The organism is Azospirillum sp. A26 (genome assembly GCF_042604635.1).
Taxonomy (GTDB): Bacteria; Pseudomonadota; Alphaproteobacteria; order Azospirillales; family Azospirillaceae; genus Azospirillum; species Azospirillum palustre.
The window spans coordinates 624182-640638 of record NZ_CP170472.1 but is presented as its reverse complement, the minus strand read 5'-3'; the positions used below and the strand labels follow the sequence as shown (position 1 = coordinate 640638).

The window sequence follows — 16457 nt, the reverse complement described above, 5'->3', positions numbered from 1 at the left end:
TCGTGCCGTGAAGGTCCAGCCCGATAACACCAGCTTCGATGCCGCTTACGCCGCCGGTCGGCCGCAGGTGGTGTGGACCACGCTGGTCAGCGATCTGGAGACCCCGGTCTCCGCCTATATGAAGCTGGCGGACGGCCGTCCCTTCGGCTTCCTGCTGGAGTCGGCGGAGCGCGGTGCGGGGTCGCGGCGCGACCGCTATTCGGTGATCGGCTTCAAGCCGGACGTGGTGTGGCGGTCGCGCGGCAACCGGGCGGAGATCAACCGCGACGCGCTGCACGACCGCGATGCCTTCAAGCCGCTCGACAAGGCACCGCTGGACGAGCTGCGCGCGCTGATCGACGAGAGCCGGATCGACCTGCCGGAAGCGCTGCCGCCGATGGCCGCCGGCCTGTTCGGCTACATGACCTACGACATGGTCCGCCTGATGGAGCGGCTGCCGGACAACAATCCGGACGAGCTGAACATCCCGGACGCCATCCTGACCCGGCCCAGCATCGTTGCCATCTTCGACAGCCACACCGATTCGATCACGCTGGTGACGCCGGTCTGGCCGAAGCCCGGCAAGGACGCCGCCACCGCCTACGCCGACGCGCGGGAGCGGCTGACCGACGCGCTGGCCGATCTGGAACGCCCCCTGCCCTACCGGCGGGAGCCGCGGGCGGAAACCGAGTTGCCGCTGGCCTGGACCTCCAACACCACGCGCGAGGAGTATCACGCGATGGTGGAGAAGGCGAAGGAGTACATCCGGGCCGGCGACATCTTCCAGGTCGTGCCGTCCCAGCGCATCCGTTTCCCTTTCAAGCCATCGCCGCTGGCGCTGTACCGCACGCTGCGCCGCCTCAACCCGTCGCCCTTCCTGTTCCACTGCGACTTCGGCGACCTGACCGTCGTTGGCTCCAGTCCGGAAATCCTGGTGCGCGTGCGCGACGGCAAGGTCACCGTCCGACCCATCGCCGGCACGCGCAAGCGCGGCACCACCACGGCGGAGGACGAGGCGCTGGCCGCCGACCTGCTGAGCGACCCCAAGGAGCTGGCCGAGCATTTGATGCTGCTCGACCTCGGCCGCAACGACGTCGGCCGGGTGGCGAAGGTCGGCACCGTCAAGGTGACGTCCAAGATGATCGTGGAGCTTTACAGCCACGTCATGCACATCGTCTCCAACGTCGAGGGCGACCTCGATCCGACGTTCGACGCGCTCGACGCGCTGGTCGCCGGCTTCCCCGCCGGCACGGTGTCCGGTGCGCCGAAGGTTCGCGCCATGGAGATCATCGATGAGCTGGAAAAGGCTCGGCGCGGCGTCTATGCCGGCTGCGTCGGCTATTTCGGCGCGTCGGGCGCCATGGACACCTGCATCGCGCTGCGCACCGCCGTGCTGAAGGACGGCATGATGTATGTCCAGGCCGGCGGCGGCGTCGTCGCCGACAGCGACCCGGAGGCCGAGTATCAGGAGACCGTCAACAAGTCGATGGCGCTGATCCGCGCCGCCGAGGAGACCCTGCGCACCACCGCGCGCGGGTGATCGTTACAGCCGCGCTCAACGGAAAGGCCGCCTCACGGGGCGGCCTTTTTCATGCAAAAACGGTTGCGGGACAATGGAACGGCTCCTGCCATTCCGGATTATCCACAGAAAAATGCACGCCGCCGGACGGTAGAGCGGCATACATCTGCAACCATGCATCTATAGTGGGAGAGTGTGAACGGGGTGGCGGATAGGCCGCCACCGCCGCACACGAACAAGGGAGAAAAGAGGATGGAGAAAATCCTCACACTCCTGATCCTGCTGTTGCAGATCGTCAAGGCGTGCCTTGATCTTCTGAACCGCTGATCGGATGGGTGCATCGGGGCTGGCCGGCCTCGATGCACCTGTCCTTAAAGATAAGCCATTTCCCGCGCTTGCCAAGAGGCTTCCGCACGCCTTCCGCGAGTTGACGGTCAGAGATACCGCCGCTCCAGATGCCGCTTGAACACCGACGCGTCGAGCGGCCGGCCGGTCGCCGCGGTCAGCAGCTCGTCGCCGGAGGCGTGGAAGCAACCCGTCTGGTGGACATTCACCCGCAGCCAGTTCACCAGCGGCGCGAACTCGCCACGCGACAGCGCCGGGACGATCTCCGGATCGGCGGTGCGGGCGGCATCGAACAGCTGGGCCGCGGTCATCGCGCCCAGCGTGTAGCTGGGGAAATAGCCCCAGCCGCCGCCGGGCCAGTGGATGTCCTGCAAACAGCCGAGCCGGTCGTTCGGCGGGACCACCCCCACCAGTTCGGCCATGCCGTCGTTCCAGGCGCCCGGCAGGTCCGGCAGGGTCAGGTCACCGGCGACCAGCGCCTTTTCCAGCCGGTAGCGCAGGATGATGTGGGCGGGATAGGTCACCTCGTCGGCATTGACGCGGATGAAGCCGCGCTCCACCCGGCTGTAGAGGCGGCGCAGATTGTCGGCCTCCCAGGCCGGCCCCTCCCCGGCGAAGGTCTCGCGCACCACCGGCGCCAGCCAGGTGATGAACTCGGCCGAGCGGCAGGCCTGCATCTCCATCAGCAGAGACTGGCTCTCGTGCACCGCCATGCCGCGGGACTGGCCGACCGGCTGGGTCAGCCACGCGGCCGGGCGGTTCTGCTCGTACAGCGCATGGCCGGTCTCGTGCAGGATGCCCATCAGCGCATCGGTGAAGTTCGCCTCGTCGTAGCGGGTGGTGATGCGCACATCGCCGGTGGCCCCGCCGCAGAAGGGATGCAGCGACACGTCCAGCCGGCCGCGGCGGAAGTCGAAGCCCAGCCGCTCCATCATGCGGACGCCAAGCTCGCGCTGCTTCTCCACCGCGAACGGCCCCTGCGGCTCGGTCACCGCCGGCGCCGCCGCCTGCTTGTCGAGGACGCGGCCGATCAGGTCGGGCAGGAAGCCGGACAGATCGGCGAACAGCGCGTCGATCCGCTCCGCCCGCGCACCCGGATCGTGGCTGTCGAGCAGCGCATCATAGGCGCTGATCCCCATCACCGAGCCGAGCGCCTCAGCCCCTTCGCGGACGCGGGCCAGAACCTCGGTCAGCGAGGGCAGCAGCTTGGCATAGTCGCTCTCCGCCCGTGCGGCGCGCCAGGTCATCTCGCAGACCGACACCGCCTTGCTGGTCGCCTCGACCAGATCGGCGGGAACGGCGGTGGCCTGGATGTGGTGGCGGCGCATCTCGCGCAGGTTGGCGCGCTGCCAGGCGTCGAGGCTACCGTCGCTCTCCGCCTCGGCCAGCAGATCGCCCATGCGCGGATCGGTCGCCAGCTCGTGGGCGATCACCGACAGGGTCGCGGTCTGCTCCGCCCGGCCGTCGTTGGCCCCCTCCGGCATGATCGTCTGGGTGTCCCAGCCGAGAATGCCCAGCGCGTCGCCGATGGCGGCGATGCGGGCGTGGCGGCGTTCAAGCTCCTGATATGCGGTCATCGGGTCGTCCGTCGGTTCCGGTGTCGGCGCGCTTGCGCTGTGACAGCACGTAGATCCCGGCGAGCGTCACCGCAAGCCCGTACCAGGTCAAGGCATACTGCAAATGGTTGTTCGGCAACTCCACCCGCGGCTCGATCCCCGCCAGCGTCCCGGCCGGCGCACCGGGCAGACCGGCACCCTGCCCGCTCCCCTGCCCCGGCAGCATTTCCACCACCACGGGCTCGACGCCGCTTAGCGACAGCGCGGCGGCCATCGCCGGAGGATCGGCGCGCATCCAGGCGGAACCGGGCGCCGGGGTGCCGTTGCCGGGCTGGAAGAAACCGGGCGGCTGCGGCACGCGGACGATGCCCCTGACGGTCGTCTCGCCCTCCACCCGGGCGGCGGCGCGGGCCGCCGGATCGCGGCGGTCCATCGGCACGAAGCCGCGGTTGACCAGCACAACGCCGGCCCCGTCGGCCCGTTCGAACGGGGTCAGCACCTCGTAACCGACCTGCCCCTGGTGCGGGCGGGCGATCACCAGCAGGTCCTTGTCGTTCAGGAAATGCCCGGCGAGCGTCACCGGCCGGAACTCCCAGGCGGCGGGATCGTCGATCCGGGCGGGCAGCGGCGCGGGCGGCGCGGCCATCTGCCGGTCGATCCGGGCGATCAGCTCCTGCTTCCAGTGCAGCCGCTCCAGCTGCCATGTGCCGAGCCCGATGGTGACCGCGAGCCCGGCCAGCGTGACCAAAGTCGCCCCCAGCGTTGGGCGGAAATGCCGCCGCCCCGCCGTCTCGACCGCGGTTGCGCTCAAGAGCCCTTCTCCACTTCGCTGCGGCGGTAACGGTACTGGAGGGCGATCACGGCGGCCTTGGCCGGCCGCAGCATGCCCAGCGTCAGGCCCAGCACGACGATGCTCCAGACGATGGCATGCAGCCACAGCGGCCAGTCCACCGTCATCGACACCCAGAGCGCCACCGGCACGACGAGGAAGCCCAGGATGAAGATCAGAAAGACGGCCGGCCCGTCGCCGCTGTCGACCTGCGAAAAATCCAGATCGCAGACATTGCAGCGCTCGGCGACGGTCAGATAGCCGTCGTACAGCCGTCCCTTGCCGCAGCGCGGGCAGACGCTGCGCAGGCCCGCCGACAAGGGCGAAACACTGGGGTAGAGATCGATCACGCCATCACCTCCAGTCCGGACCGTTCCGGCAGCGATACAGACCGCCGCCGGAACGGCTCGGCACCGGTCGCGTCAGTGGACGGCGACCACGCCTCCATGACCACCCCACCAGTAGACCGACACGAACAGGAACAGCCAGACGACGTCGACGAAGTGCCAGTACCAAGCCGCCGCCTCGAAACCGAAATGGCTTTCCGGGGTGAAGTGCCCCTTGTTCGTCCGGAACCAGCACACCGCCAGGAAGATGGTGCCGACCAGCACATGGAAGCCGTGGAAGCCGGTCGCCATGTAGAAGGTCGAGGGGAAGATGCCGTCGGTGAACTTGAAGGAGGCGTGGACGTACTCATAGACCTGGAAGAAGCTGAACAGGACGCCGAGCAGCACGGTCAGGCCCAGCGCCTTGGCTGCCGTGCGGTTGTGCCCCTCGATGATGGCATGATGGGCCCAGGTGACGGTGACGCCCGACAGCAGCAGGGTCAGCGTCATCATCAGCGGCATGTCGAAGGCGTCGATGACATGCACGTTCGGCGGCGGCCAGATGGCGTCGGGATTGAGCGGCGACACCTTCGGTTCCAGCGCCGCATGGAAGAAGGCCCAGAAGAAGGCGGCGAAGAACATCACCTCCGACGCGATGAACAGCGCCATGCCGTAACGCAGGCCGATCTTCACCACCGGCGTGTGGGCACGCTCCACCACCGATTCCCGGATGACCGACCGCCACCAGCCGAACATCGTCACCAGGATGGCCAGCACACCCAGGATCATCAGCAGCTTGCCGCCGCCGTGCATGAAGATGACCAGACCGGTCGCCAGAAGCCCGCCGGAAAAGGCGCCGATCAGCGGCCAGGGGCTCGGCTTCAGCAGATGGTAGGGATGCGGGATGCCGGCGCCCGGTTCATGGGCTGATGGTTCGGCGTGCGGCATTTGCCCGTGGGTGATGTCGGCCATCGTCTCACTACCCCATATGGTTCAGTTTGTGGCGGTCGCCCCCGGCTCCGCCTTTTGTTTTCCTGACTCCGGCGCCGGGGACGTCGATGCGGCGGCCGTGTGCTGTGCCAGCCTGGCCTCGCTGTCCTTGGCGCGGAAGAAGGTGTAGGACAGCGTGATGGTGCTCACGTCGTCCATGTTCGGGTCGTCGGCCATCGACGGGTCGACGAAGAAAGTCACCGGCATGTCCACGACCTGACCGGGTTCGAGAACCTGCTCGGTGAAGCAGAAGCACTGCATCTTGTTGAAATAGGCGCCCGCCTTTTCCGGCGTGACGTTGTAGACGGCGGTGCCGACGGTGGGCGCCTTCCCACGATTCTCCGCCCGGTAGGCGGCGAAACCGGTCTCGCCCAGCTTAAGCACCAGATCCTTCTGTTCCGGCCGGAAGCCCCAGGGAAGGGCCGAGTTGGTGTCGGCGTTGAAGCGGACGGTCACCGTGCGCTCGACGACACGCGCCGCGGCCTGTTCGGCCCGCTGGGTGGTGCCGCCGAAGCCGGTGACCGAGCAGAACAGGTTGTAGAGCGGGACCGACGCATAGGTCAGCCCGATCATCCCCGCCACCAGCCCGAACAGCGTGCCGAGGACGAGGCGGTTGCGGCGGCGCAGCCTGTCGTCGCGCCGGTTCATCAGTGCGCCCCGCCCATCCGGACGACGGTGATCGCGTAGAACAGGACCACCAGGGCCAGCAGGGCCGCCAGAACGGCCAGATTGCGCCCGCGCAGCTTTTTGGCCCGCAGGGCGGCCTCCTGCCGGCGCTGCTCTTCGACGGAGTTGCGGGTATCGGTCAGGCCGTCGCGTTCCATCACCGTCATGCCCACCCTCCAAGGATAAGCCGCTCGCCCATCATCACGGCGAACAGCAGGAACAGGTACAGGATCGAGAAACCGAACATCTTCTTGGCCGGCTTGTCGTCGTTTGCCCGCAGGACGCGGACGGCGCAGCCGACGAACATCAGGCCGAGGATGGCCGAAACCGCCAGATAGACCGGACCGGCGATGCCGACGAAGGACGGCGCCGCGGCCACCGGCAGCAGGATCAGCGTATAGAGCAGCATCTGCCGCTTGGTCGCCGCCTCGCCCGCCACCACCGGCATCATCGGCACGCCGGCGCGGGTGTAGTCGCTGTTGCGGAACAGGGCCAGCGCCCAGAAATGCGGCGGCGTCCACAGGAAGATCAGCAGGAACAGCAGGATCGACGGCAGATCGACGTTCCCGGTCACCGCGGCCCAGCCGATCATCGGCGGGAAGGCACCGGCTGCCCCGCCGATCACGATGTTCTGCGGGGTCCGGCGCTTCAGCCACATGGTGTAGACGAAGACGTAGAAGCCGATGGTCAGCGCCAGCAGCGCCGATGCGGTCCAGTTCACCGCCAGCCCCATCACCACCACCGACAGCACCGACAGGGTGACGCCGAAGCCGAGGGCCTCGGCAGGCTCGACACGGCCCGACGGGATTGGGCGCTTCACCGTGCGGGTCATCACCGCGTCGATGTCGCGGTCGTACCACATGTTGATGGCACCCGACGCCCCGGCGCCGACAGCGATGCACAGGACGGCGACCAAGGCCAGGAAGGGGTGGATGTGGCCGGGCGCCAGCACGATGCCGGCCAGCCCGGTGAAGACCACAAGCGACATGACCCGCGGCTTGAGCAACTCGATGAAGTCACCGGCCGACGCGCCCCCTGTGTGGTTGAGCGCCAGTTCGTTCGTCACGTCCGTCATATCATGTCCTTGTCTTCTAACCCCGGGCCTTCCAACAAAAAGTCGTCACCCCGGCACCCTCCACACCGGCGCCCATTTTCGGGCTGCTCGGCCTGGTCCCCTGTATCGGTGTCCCTTGTATCGGGCGGGTGCCTCCTTCACGGCGACGCCCGCCCGTTAGCACGCTTACTTGACCTGGGGCAACGTCTCGAACGCATGGAACGGCGGCGGCGAGCTGACCGTCCATTCCAGCGTGCCGGCCTGCGGGCCCCAATAGGCGCCCGGCACCCGTTCGCCGCTGCGCAGAGTCTTCCAGGCGATCCACACGAACAGCAGGGTGGAGGCGAAGGAGAGATAGGCGCCCAGCGACGAGATCATGTTCCAGCCCCAGAAGGCATCCGGATAATCCGGAATGCGGCGGGGCATGCCCGACAGGCCGAGGAAGTGCTGCGGGAAGAACACCAGGTTGACGCCGATGAAGGTGGTGTAGAAATGGACCTTGCCCCAGAACTCCGGATACTGGCGCCCCGACATCTTGCCGATCCAGTAGTACCAGCCGGCGAAGATCGAGAACACCGCGCCCAGCGACAGCACATAGTGGAAGTGCGCCACGACGTAGTAGGTGTCGTGCATGTAGTTGTCGAGGCCGCCGTTCGCCAGCACCACGCCGGTGACGCCGCCGACCGTGAACAGGAAGATGAAGCCCAGCGCCCACAGCATCGGCACCCGGAACTCGATCGAGCCGCCCCACATGGTGGCGATCCAGGAGAAGATCTTCACGCCGGTCGGCACCGCGATGATCATGGTGGCGGCGGTGAAGTAGGCCTTGGTGTTGACGTCCAGACCGACCGTGTACATGTGGTGCGCCCACACGACGAAGCCGACCACGCCGATGGCGACCATGGCGTAGGCCATGCCGAGATAGCCGAACACCGGCTTCTTGGAGAAGGTCGACACGATGTGGCTGATGATGCCGAAGGCCGGCAGGATCATGATGTAGACTTCGGGGTGGCCGAAGAACCAGAACAGATGCTGGAACAGGATCGGGTCGCCGCCGCCTTCGGGGTTGAAGAAGGTGGTGCCGAAGTTGCGGTCGGTCAGCAGCATGGTGATGGCGCCGCCCAGGACCGGGACCGCCAGCAGCAGCAGGAAGGCCGTCACCAGCATCGCCCAGACGAACAGCGGCATCTTGTGCAGCGTCATGCCCGGAGCGCGCATGTTGAAGATGGTGGTGATGAAGTTCACCGCGCCCAGGATCGAGCTGGCGCCGGCCAGATGCAGGGCGAAGATCGCCATGTCGACCGACGGCCCGCTGTGCCCCAGCGGCGAGGACAGCGGCGGGTAGATCGTCCATCCGGTGCCGGCGCCGGTGCCGACGAAGGCGGAGCCCAGCAGCAGCAGGAAGGCCGGCACGATCAGCCAGAAGCTGATGTTGTTCATGCGCGGGAACGCCATGTCGGGCGCGCCGATCATGAGCGGCACGAACCAGTTGCCGAAGCCGCCGATCAGCGCCGGCATCACCACGAAGAACACCATGATCAGGCCGTGCGCCGTGATCAGCACATTCCACATCTGGCCGTCGGAGACGATCTGCAGCCCCGGCGACTGAAGCTCCGCCCGCATGATGACGGAGAACAGGCCGCCGATCAGCCCGGCGATGACCGAGAAGATCAGATAGAGCGTGCCGATGTCCTTGTGGTTGGTCGAATAGAACCAGCGCTGCACGAAGCCGGGGACGTGATGATCGTCATGCCCGTGCCCATGGTCACCCACATGCTCACCATGTCCCGGTGTGGCGTTTGCCATGTCTCTACCCTTTGTCGCTGTCCCTGGCCGCCGTCCGATCCGGTCTGTCGCGGAGCGCCGGCAGCTGGGTTGGGTTCTTCTTATCGCGTCGTCCCTGTGGCGGGCTGTGCGAAGTCCGCTTACTCGACCAGCGTTCCGGTCGGGCGCTGCGCCACGTCGCGGTCGCCGTCCTTGGGCGCGTAGGCGGTCTTGGCCTTGGCGACCCAGGCGTCGAACGCCTCTTTCGACACGGCTTCGACCGCGATCGGCATGAAGCCATGGTTGGTGCCGCAGATCTCGGAGCACTGGCCGTAATAGACGCCTTCGCGCTCGGCCTTGAACCAGGTCTCGTTGATGCGGCCGGGCACGCCGTCCTTCTTCAGGCCGAAGGCGGGAACCGCCCAGGAATGGATCACGTCGCCGGCCGTCACCAGCACGCGGACGGTGGTGTTGACCGGAACGACCACGCGGTTGTCGACCTCCAGCAGGCGCTTCTGGCCGGGCTTCAGGTCGGCTTCGGCGATCATGTAGCTGGAGAAGGTGATGTTGCCGTGGTCGGGATATTCGTAATCCCAATACCACTGGTGGCCGATCACCTTGATGGTCATGTCGGCCTGCGGAATGCGCTCCGCCGCATAGAGCAGCTTGAAGGACGGAACGGCGATCACGATCAGAATGATGACCGGGACCACGGTCCAGGCGACCTCGAGCAGCGTGTGGTGCGAGGTCCTGGACGGGACCGGGTTCCTCTTCGCGTTGAACCGGACGACGCAATAGGCCATCAGCCCCGCGACGAAGATCACGATCAGCGTGATGACGACGGTCAGCAGGTCGTTGAACGAGGTCATCAGGTGTTTGACCGGCGAGGCGGAGGGCTGCATGCCCATTTCCCACGGTCGCGGCTCGTTCGCCAGGACAGCCGTGCTCCAGCCGCCCACCATCGACAGGACCGCCGCCAGGCCGGCGGCGTACAGGCTTTGCCTTCTCATCCCCAACCCCTTCTTAGCCGCGACGCTCGTCATGGCCCGCGGTCGTCTCTCCCGCCGACGCTCCCTCCGCCCTGTTGATCCGGACCGGTTTCTGTTCGCGCGGTCCATGGTTGGGCTTATCAGCGAACGTCAGTTTATGCAGGGATCACGCCATCTTAGCGCGACATATACCCGCAGCCGGAGCTTATCCCCGTGCCCCGCTGGGTTACAAGCCTTTCCTCTCTCCCACCGATTGCCCCATCGTTTGCATAGATTTTTCCTCACATTCAGATGAACCGTGAGTACAAAGGTTGAGCGGAAACGGGGGTCGTGCCATGCGGCATTCCGCCGCAGTCCGTTGGACCAGCTGATTTTCTCAGGGTTCGCTTCGGGAAATGAATGCGAGCGCTCAAGTCCTGGCGCGCAGGATTGTTGCGGCGGCGGCGCGCGACTCAGGGAAGAAGGATGGGCAAGGCCCAGGCGTGCCGCCAGATGCGCGAAGGTGATAGGCGCCAACTTGCGGAATGCCGCCCCCTTGCCGCCCGCTTGCCGACGTGCCGGAACCTCTTTCAGCGTCATCCCCGCGAAGGCGGGGATCCAGGCTTACTCATTGATCCTGCTTGGCAAACACTGGATCCCCGCATTCGCGGGGATGACGGTCGATAAGGGACGCGCTTGGCTTCGACGGCAAGCGAACATCCGGGTTGGCGCCTTGGAAGGATCAGGTGGGGCCTGAACCAGCCAGGCGGCAACCGCGCCGGTCAATGCCCGCCGACCAGCACCTTGCGAATCCGCCTGACGCCCGACCAGACGAAGGCGATGACGATGGGGATCATCAGCCCGACCAACAGGTCGGGGTCGACCTTGAGGCCGAAGCCTTTCAAGCCCTTGGCCGCATAGCCGACGATGCCGACGAGGTAATAGCTGATCGCCACCACCGACAGCCCCTCGACCGTCTCCTGCAAGCGAAGCTGCAACTGCGCGCGGCGGTCCATCGACTGGAGCAGCTCGGCATTCTGCCCTTCCACCGCGATCTCGACGCGTGTGCGCAGCAGCGTGCTGGCCCGCGCGACGCGCTGCGACAGCGAATCGAGCCGCTCCTCCACCGCCTCGCAGGTGCGGATCGCCGGGGTCAGGCGGCGGTCCATGAACTCCTGGACGGTCTGCAACCCCTCGATCCGGATCTCGCGCAGCTCCTCGATTCGCCGCTCCACCAGCTCGTGATAGGCGCGGGCGGCACCGAATCGGTAGGCGGTCTCGGCGGCGATCTGCTCGGTCTGCGCCGCCAGCAGGGTCAGGCGGTCGAGCAGGTCGCGCTCGTCCTGCAAGCCGCGCAGGCTGGCGATGCGGGCGGTGACCTCGGCCAGCCCGGCCTCGATCGGGCCGATTCGCGGCAGCACGCCGCGCGCCATCGGCAGGGCCAGCAGGGCCAGCACGCGGTAGGTCTCGATCTCCAGCAGGCGCTGGACGACGCGGCCGGTCTGGCGCGGCGTCATCGAATGGTCGGCGACCAGCATGCGGGAGAAGCCGTCGCCATGGATGCGGAAGTCGGTCCAGGCGGTGGCCGACCGGCCGGCGATTCGCGACCCGACATAGCTTTCCGAGCCGAACATCGCCGCCATCATGTTGGCCGAGGGCTCCGGCGTGTCGGGATCGAGCACCGCGACATGAATGCCGACCAGCAGTTCGCCCGGCAGCCCGGCCAGCCAGTCGCGCGGCAGGGCGTGCAGCGCCGGATCCACGAAGGGATCGACAACGGAGCCGGCCGGCATGGCGCTGGGACGGAAGACCGTCCAGGTCGAAAACTCGGTGTGGCGCTCCCACTTCAGGTGGAAGCTGCCGAAGGAGGCGCTGTGGTGGGTGGCGCCCTGCGGCGGACGGACGACGCCGGCCCAGTCGCACAGAGCCTCCAGATGCCGGCGGTCGGCCTCCGCCGCCCCTTCGCCCGACAGCATCGCCAGCATGGTGGCGCGCACCGGGGCGGCCAGCGCCTCCGGCGGGCGGGCATGCACCTCGTTGGTGAGCGTCTGGCGCAGCGGATGGTCGCGCAGCGGGCGCAGGCCGGACATGGCGCCGCCGGGTCCGGTCAGGCCGGCGCGGTTCAGGGTATCGGCTGTCGTCCGCGCCACACCGTCGGTCATGATCCCCTCCGCCATCCCAGCACCGCCCCTCTGGCTGCCGTCTGGCCGCCCGCCGTAAGGTTACACAATCGGGCATCGGCGAACTTGCCGGATCGCGCCAGCGTCGCCACACTATAGTCTGTCCGTTAGAACACATCGTACGGTGCGGCGCGAGATCGCCCGCTATGACACTGTGTCCTACCATGGAACAAGGCCGCTACTCCCCGCGGGCCGGGCAGGCCGGGTTCCGCCCCATCACAGGTTCGGAGTTTTCATGAGCGCGCTTGCCGTCACCGACGATCTCTTCTTCAACCGCGCCGGCATGGACCGCGCCCGCGTGGAAGGCGTCGTGCAGGACGCCCTGCACAGTGCCGACGATGGGGAACTCTACCTCGAATACGCCCAGAGCGAGTCGCTGGGCTGGGACGATGGGAAGCTGAAATCCGCCAGCTTCGACACCACCCAGGGCTTCGGCCTGCGCGCCATCGCCGGCGAGGCGACCGGCTATGCCCATGCCAGCAACCTGTCGGAAGAGGCGATCCGCCGCGCCGCCGCCACCGTGCGCGCCGTGCAGGCCGGCCACACCGGCACGCTGGCCGAGCCGCCGGCCGGCACCAACCGCGCGCTCTACATCCCCGACAACCCCCTGCACCTCGTCCCCTTCGAAGAGAAGGTGAAGCTGCTGGCCGACATCGACGCCTATGCCCGCGCCAAGGACGAGCGCGTCCGGCAGGTCAGCTGCTCGATCAGCGGCGAATGGCAGGCGGTGCAGATCCTGCGCGCCGACGGCGTGCGCGTCGCCGACCTGCGCCCGCTGGTCCGCCTGAACGTCTCCGTCGTGGTGGCCGAGGGCGACCGGATGGAGACCGGCGGCTATGGTGGCGGCGGCCGCGTCACCTACGAACATTACATCCAGCCGGAAACCTGGCGCGGCTTCGTCGACGAGGCGCTGCGGCAGGCGCTGGTCAACCTGTCCTCCGTCCCCGCCCCGGCCGGCGAGATGACGGTGGTGCTGGGCAGCGGCTGGCCCGGCATCCTGCTGCACGAGGCCATCGGCCACGGGCTGGAGGGCGACTTCAACCGCAAGAAGACCTCCGCCTTCTCCGGCCTGCTGGGCCAGCGCATCGCCGCCCCCGGCGTCACCATCGTCGACGACGGCACCATCGAGAACTCGCGCGGCTCGATCAGCGTCGATGACGAGGGCACGCCCGGCCAGTGCACCACGCTGATCGAGGACGGCATCCTGGTCGGCTTCATGCAGGACCGCATGAACGCCCGCCTGATGGGCATGCGCCCGACCGGCAACGGCCGGCGCCAGAGCTTCGCCTACAACCCGATGCCGCGCATGACCAACACGGTGATGCGCAACGGCAACCACAGCCCGGACGAGATCATCGCCTCGGTCAAGAAGGGCATCTACGCCAAGAATTTCGGCGGCGGCCAGGTGGACATCACCAACGGCAAGTTCGTCTTCTCGGCCAGCGAAGCCTACCTGATCGAGGACGGCAAGTTGGGCCCGGCGGTGAAGGGCGCCACCCTGATCGGCAACGGCCCGGACAGCCTGACCCGCGTGTCGATGATCGGCAACGACAGCCGGCTCGACCCCGGTGTCGGCACCTGCGGCAAGGACGGCCAGGGCGTGCCGGTCGGCGTCGGCCAGCCGACGCTGAAGCTGGAAGGCCTGACGGTCGGCGGCACCGCCGCCTGACACTGCGGCGCCTAACCGTTTCCGAGCCTCGATGACGGGTCGGATCGCTTCTGCGGTCCGGCCCTTTTCGTATTTCGGGCTTTGAGCCGCCGATTGCATCGGTATCGTCATTCCGGAGTTTTTCAACTTTCCGGATTGGATGAACACCGATGCATTCTTTTTCGCGCATTTTCAAAGCCACGACGCTCGCTTTCGGACTGGCGCTGGCCGCGGCCCTTCCGGGCCATGCCCAGACCGCCCCGAGCGTCGAGCAGGTGACCGCCGCCAAGGCTCCCGGCACCGGCGCCGATCAGCTGAACGCCCGCGTCGTGGTGGCGAGCTATTTCTATGCCTCCACCGACCTCACTTCCGCCCGCTATGCCGACGATGCCAAGGGAATCGATTTCTCCAAGCCGCTGGAGGTGATCGACGTCGCCGCCGGCACCGGCTGGTACCAGTATGTCCGCACCGGCTACGACAGCGTCCGCTTCGGCAACTTCTTCTCGCCCGTGGTGACGGCAACGCCCGACTGCCTCGGCATCTCCGGTGCCGGCCGGGCCGAATACAAGGCGGTCCTGCCCGCCGGCCAGGGGCTGAAATCGGTTGCCGCACCCATCGTCGACAGCTGGACCACCCCCGGCACCAGCGTTCAGACGGCGGGCGGCTGCGCCCAGGTCGTGGTGCCGAACAGCGTGAAGGCCGGCGTCACCAGCGGCGGTCTGGTACAGTAACCCGCCGCCGCAATCGCAACCCCTCCATCGCAACCGGAGTCCCGCCATGCCCGACATCGCCACCGTCGACGAGTTGCGCCGCCGCATCGCGCAGGCCCAGGCCGGGGTTGCCGTGCTGGCCCGGCGGGAACCGGAAAACAGCTGGCTGAGCAGCATCCAGCGCCAGCTCGACTATGTGGACGGAGCGGCGCGGGACGGGGCCGAGCGGCTCGACCGCGCCGACGAGCTGAATTTCGGCCTGCTCGCCTCCCATTATGTCGACGATGCCGACCCGGCGCTGGCGGCGGAGCTTCACGCCATCAGCGCTGCGACCCGCCGCCTGTTCGGCTTCTGAACGCCATTTTCCGCTGGCGTTCCCGGCACCCCGCTTCGATGATCGCCCTTCCGGACGGCACGGCCGAACCCGTGCCCGTCGAAGAAAAGCAAAACGGCAAGATCAAAACGGGAGATGTGCGATGGCGACGGAATCGACCGCTGGGCTGGCCCTGGTTTCCACCTTCTGCCCCGACCGGGTCGGGCTGGTATCCGGTATCACCAGCCACCTGTTCGAACAGGGCATCAACCTGCGCGACGCCACCTTCGCCTCGCTGGGCAGCGGGGCCGAGTTCTCCGCCGTCTGTGAACTGCCCACCGCCCTGACGGTGGCGGAGGTCCAGGCCAGCCTGTCGTCCCTGCCCGTCCTGGCCGGCGCCGAGGTGAAGGTCACCCCTTTCGCCTTCGATCCCCAGCCGGGTCCGCAAGCCATGGTCACCCACCGCATCGAGGTGTCGGGCGGCGACCAGCCCGGCCTCGTCGCACGCCTGTCGGAGATCTTCACCCAGTTCGACGCCAACATCGTGCGGCTGGACGCGCAGACCCTGCCCGACCGCGCCGGCGAGCGCTATGTCCTGCGCTTCTCGGTTTCGATCCCGCCGGAGCGGGCGGAGGTCTGCCTTTCGGCGGTGGCCAACACCGCGGAAACGCTGGGGCTGACCTGCCGGGCGGAGGCGCTGTGAGGGGGGTTTCCCCCTCACCCATGCAGGACTTTCAGCCCGACGATCCCGCCGACGATTGCCGCGATGCACAGCAGACGCAGCGCGCCGGCGGGTTCGCCGAACAGCATCATGCCGAGCAACGCGGTGCCGACCGTGCCGATTCCCGTCCACACCGCATAGGCGGTGCCGAGCGGCAGCGTCTTCAGCGCCGCCCCCAGCAGCAGGATGCTTGCCAGCATCGCCGCGGCGGTCAGCACGCTGGGAACCAGACGGGTGAAGCCTTCGGTGTATTTCAGGCCGACGGCCCAACCGATTTCGAAAAGACCGGCGAAGAACAGCGTGACCCACGCCATGACGGTACCTCCGTCCTGGAATGGCGGGGTCGTCCCCACCCGGTTTGCCTCTGCAATCGGCGGGGTCGTCCCCGCGGGCCAGACCGCAGATAGGACAGCCCGCCCGCCCAGTCAAGACGCGCGGGTCAAGTCGGGCAGGTCAGGATGGGCGGCGAATGTTGCATCGCCACGCTGGCCCGTGCAGGATGGGGTTCCTGAATGGTTCCCCCTTCGCCGCTGGTGGCGCTGGGGGCTTTCGACGTTGGACAGCAATGACCGAAAACGGCTCCCACATGGCTTCCAAGGCACCGGCTCCCGAGAAGGCCGAATCGCTCGAGAACCGGCGCAAGCGGCTGCGCTTCCGCTCCTGGCACCGCGGCACGCGCGAGATGGACCTGCTGATGGGCAGCTTTGCCGATGCCCATGTCGGCGAGTTCGACCACGCCATGCTCGACCGCTTCGAGGCGCTGCTGGAGCTTGGGGATCCCGACCTCTACGACTGGATGTCCGGGCGCGAGCCGGTCCCGGTGGAGCATGACAGCGATGTGATGCGCCTGTTGACGGCGTTCCGTTACACACCACGTCAAGGCTCCTGA

17 protein-coding genes are annotated in these 16457 nt (G+C 67.3%); 6 read left to right on the top strand and 11 right to left on the bottom strand.

Going from position 1 to position 16457, the window contains the following annotated elements:
* The first annotated feature begins 7 nt into the window (after positions 1-7).
* Positions 8-1519 (top strand): anthranilate synthase component I, encoded by a 1512-nt coding sequence (gene trpE, locus ABNQ39_RS03515; RefSeq protein ID WP_376958979.1) that lies wholly within the window; start codon positions 8-10, stop codon positions 1517-1519.
* 413 nt (positions 1520-1932) lie between these two features.
* Here the strand turns inward: trpE and ABNQ39_RS03510 are convergent, their stop codons facing one another.
* From ABNQ39_RS03510 to ABNQ39_RS03465, 10 genes are all read right to left on the bottom strand, one after another.
* Complete coding sequence (locus ABNQ39_RS03510; RefSeq protein ID WP_376958977.1) at positions 1933-3420, bottom strand: carboxypeptidase M32; 1488 nt, start codon at positions 3418-3420, stop codon at positions 1933-1935.
* Positions 3398-4210 carry an SURF1 family protein gene (locus ABNQ39_RS03505; protein ID WP_376958975.1) on the bottom strand — a complete coding sequence of 271 codons (813 nt, stop codon included), beginning with the start codon at positions 4208-4210 and terminating at the stop codon, positions 3398-3400. Before ABNQ39_RS03505 ends, ABNQ39_RS03510 begins: the two co-directional genes overlap by 23 nt.
* Positions 4207-4578, bottom strand: a complete 372-nt coding sequence (locus ABNQ39_RS03500) for a DUF983 domain-containing protein (protein WP_376958973.1) — start codon at positions 4576-4578, stop codon at positions 4207-4209. Before ABNQ39_RS03500 ends, ABNQ39_RS03505 begins: the two co-directional genes overlap by 4 nt.
* Positions 4579-4650: 72 nt before the next feature.
* Complete coding sequence (locus tag ABNQ39_RS03495; RefSeq protein ID WP_376958971.1) at positions 4651-5526, bottom strand: cytochrome c oxidase subunit 3; 876 nt, start codon at positions 5524-5526, stop codon at positions 4651-4653.
* 21 nt (positions 5527-5547) lie between these two features.
* Complete coding sequence (locus tag ABNQ39_RS03490) at positions 5548-6192, bottom strand: cytochrome c oxidase assembly protein (RefSeq protein ID WP_376958969.1); 645 nt, start codon at positions 6190-6192, stop codon at positions 5548-5550.
* Positions 6192-6377 carry a hypothetical protein gene (locus ABNQ39_RS03485; protein ID WP_376958967.1) on the bottom strand — a complete coding sequence of 62 codons (186 nt, stop codon included), beginning with the start codon at positions 6375-6377 and terminating at the stop codon, positions 6192-6194. Before ABNQ39_RS03485 ends, ABNQ39_RS03490 begins: the two co-directional genes overlap by 1 nt.
* On the bottom strand, positions 6374-7285 hold the full coding sequence (gene cyoE, locus ABNQ39_RS03480; RefSeq protein ID WP_376958965.1) for a heme o synthase: 912 nt from the start codon (positions 7283-7285) through the stop codon (positions 6374-6376). Before cyoE ends, ABNQ39_RS03485 begins: the two co-directional genes overlap by 4 nt.
* A gap of 165 nt (positions 7286-7450) precedes the next feature.
* Positions 7451-9070, bottom strand: coding sequence for a cytochrome c oxidase subunit I (ctaD, locus tag ABNQ39_RS03475; RefSeq protein WP_376958963.1), 1620 nt, complete (start codon positions 9068-9070; stop codon positions 7451-7453).
* Between the two features lie 119 nt (positions 9071-9189).
* Positions 9190-10038, bottom strand: a complete 849-nt coding sequence (gene coxB / locus ABNQ39_RS03470) for a cytochrome c oxidase subunit II (RefSeq protein WP_376958961.1) — start codon at positions 10036-10038, stop codon at positions 9190-9192.
* Between the two features lie 740 nt (positions 10039-10778).
* Positions 10779-12158 (bottom strand): DUF3422 family protein, encoded by a 1380-nt coding sequence (locus ABNQ39_RS03465; RefSeq protein WP_376958959.1) that lies wholly within the window; start codon positions 12156-12158, stop codon positions 10779-10781.
* 253 nt (positions 12159-12411) lie between these two features.
* Between ABNQ39_RS03465 and tldD the strand changes: the two genes are divergently transcribed.
* From tldD to ABNQ39_RS03445, 4 genes are all read left to right on the top strand, one after another.
* Positions 12412-13845, top strand: coding sequence for a metalloprotease TldD (tldD, locus tag ABNQ39_RS03460; protein WP_098740072.1), 1434 nt, complete (start codon positions 12412-12414; stop codon positions 13843-13845).
* A 149-nt stretch (positions 13846-13994) separates the two neighbouring features.
* Positions 13995-14555: a polymorphic toxin type 46 domain-containing protein gene (locus ABNQ39_RS03455; RefSeq protein WP_376958957.1), complete on the top strand. Its 561-nt coding sequence runs from the start codon at positions 13995-13997 to the stop codon at positions 14553-14555.
* A 46-nt stretch (positions 14556-14601) separates the two neighbouring features.
* Positions 14602-14889, top strand: coding sequence for an immunity protein Tsi6 family protein (locus tag ABNQ39_RS03450; protein WP_376958955.1), 288 nt, complete (start codon positions 14602-14604; stop codon positions 14887-14889).
* Positions 14890-15010: 121 nt separating this feature from the next.
* Positions 15011-15550 carry a glycine cleavage system protein R gene (locus tag ABNQ39_RS03445; protein WP_376958953.1) on the top strand — a complete coding sequence of 180 codons (540 nt, stop codon included), beginning with the start codon at positions 15011-15013 and terminating at the stop codon, positions 15548-15550.
* Between the two features lie 14 nt (positions 15551-15564).
* On the opposite strand, the gene sugE is transcribed toward ABNQ39_RS03445, so the two are convergent.
* Positions 15565-15882 carry a quaternary ammonium compound efflux SMR transporter SugE gene (sugE, locus tag ABNQ39_RS03440; RefSeq protein ID WP_098740076.1) on the bottom strand — a complete coding sequence of 106 codons (318 nt, stop codon included), beginning with the start codon at positions 15880-15882 and terminating at the stop codon, positions 15565-15567.
* Between the two features lie 272 nt (positions 15883-16154).
* On the opposite strand from sugE, the gene ABNQ39_RS03435 reads away from it, so the two are divergent.
* Positions 16155-16457, top strand: a complete 303-nt coding sequence (locus ABNQ39_RS03435; protein ID WP_376958951.1) for a succinate dehydrogenase assembly factor 2 — start codon at positions 16155-16157, stop codon at positions 16455-16457.

Bases quoted from the DNA above. Each gene is read 5' to 3' on its own strand.
- ABNQ39_RS03510 (WP_376958977.1), bottom strand. From the start codon at position 3,420: ATGACCGCATATCAGGAGCTTGAACGCCGCCACGCCCGCATCGCCGCC.
- ABNQ39_RS03495 (WP_376958971.1), bottom strand. From the start codon at position 5,526: ATGGCCGACATCACCCACGGGCAAATGCCGCACGCCGAACCATCAGCC.
- ABNQ39_RS03490 (WP_376958969.1), bottom strand. From the start codon at position 6,192: ATGAACCGGCGCGACGACAGGCTGCGCCGCCGCAACCGCCTCGTCCTC.
- ABNQ39_RS03485 (WP_376958967.1), bottom strand. From the start codon at position 6,377: ATGACGGTGATGGAACGCGACGGCCTGACCGATACCCGCAACTCCGTC.
- cyoE (WP_376958965.1), bottom strand. From the start codon at position 7,285: ATGACGGACGTGACGAACGAACTGGCGCTCAACCACACAGGGGGCGCG.
- ctaD (WP_376958963.1), bottom strand. From the start codon at position 9,070: ATGGCAAACGCCACACCGGGACATGGTGAGCATGTGGGTGACCATGGG.
- coxB (WP_376958961.1), bottom strand. From the start codon at position 10,038: ATGAGAAGGCAAAGCCTGTACGCCGCCGGCCTGGCGGCGGTCCTGTCG.
- ABNQ39_RS03465 (WP_376958959.1), bottom strand. From the start codon at position 12,158: ATGACCGACGGTGTGGCGCGGACGACAGCCGATACCCTGAACCGCGCC.
- tldD (WP_098740072.1), top strand. From the start codon at position 12,412: ATGAGCGCGCTTGCCGTCACCGACGATCTCTTCTTCAACCGCGCCGGC.
- ABNQ39_RS03455 (WP_376958957.1), top strand. From the start codon at position 13,995: ATGCATTCTTTTTCGCGCATTTTCAAAGCCACGACGCTCGCTTTCGGA.
- ABNQ39_RS03450 (WP_376958955.1), top strand. From the start codon at position 14,602: ATGCCCGACATCGCCACCGTCGACGAGTTGCGCCGCCGCATCGCGCAG.
- ABNQ39_RS03445 (WP_376958953.1), top strand. From the start codon at position 15,011: ATGGCGACGGAATCGACCGCTGGGCTGGCCCTGGTTTCCACCTTCTGC.
- sugE (WP_098740076.1), bottom strand. From the start codon at position 15,882: ATGGCGTGGGTCACGCTGTTCTTCGCCGGTCTTTTCGAAATCGGTTGG.
- ABNQ39_RS03435 (WP_376958951.1), top strand. From the start codon at position 16,155: ATGGCTTCCAAGGCACCGGCTCCCGAGAAGGCCGAATCGCTCGAGAAC.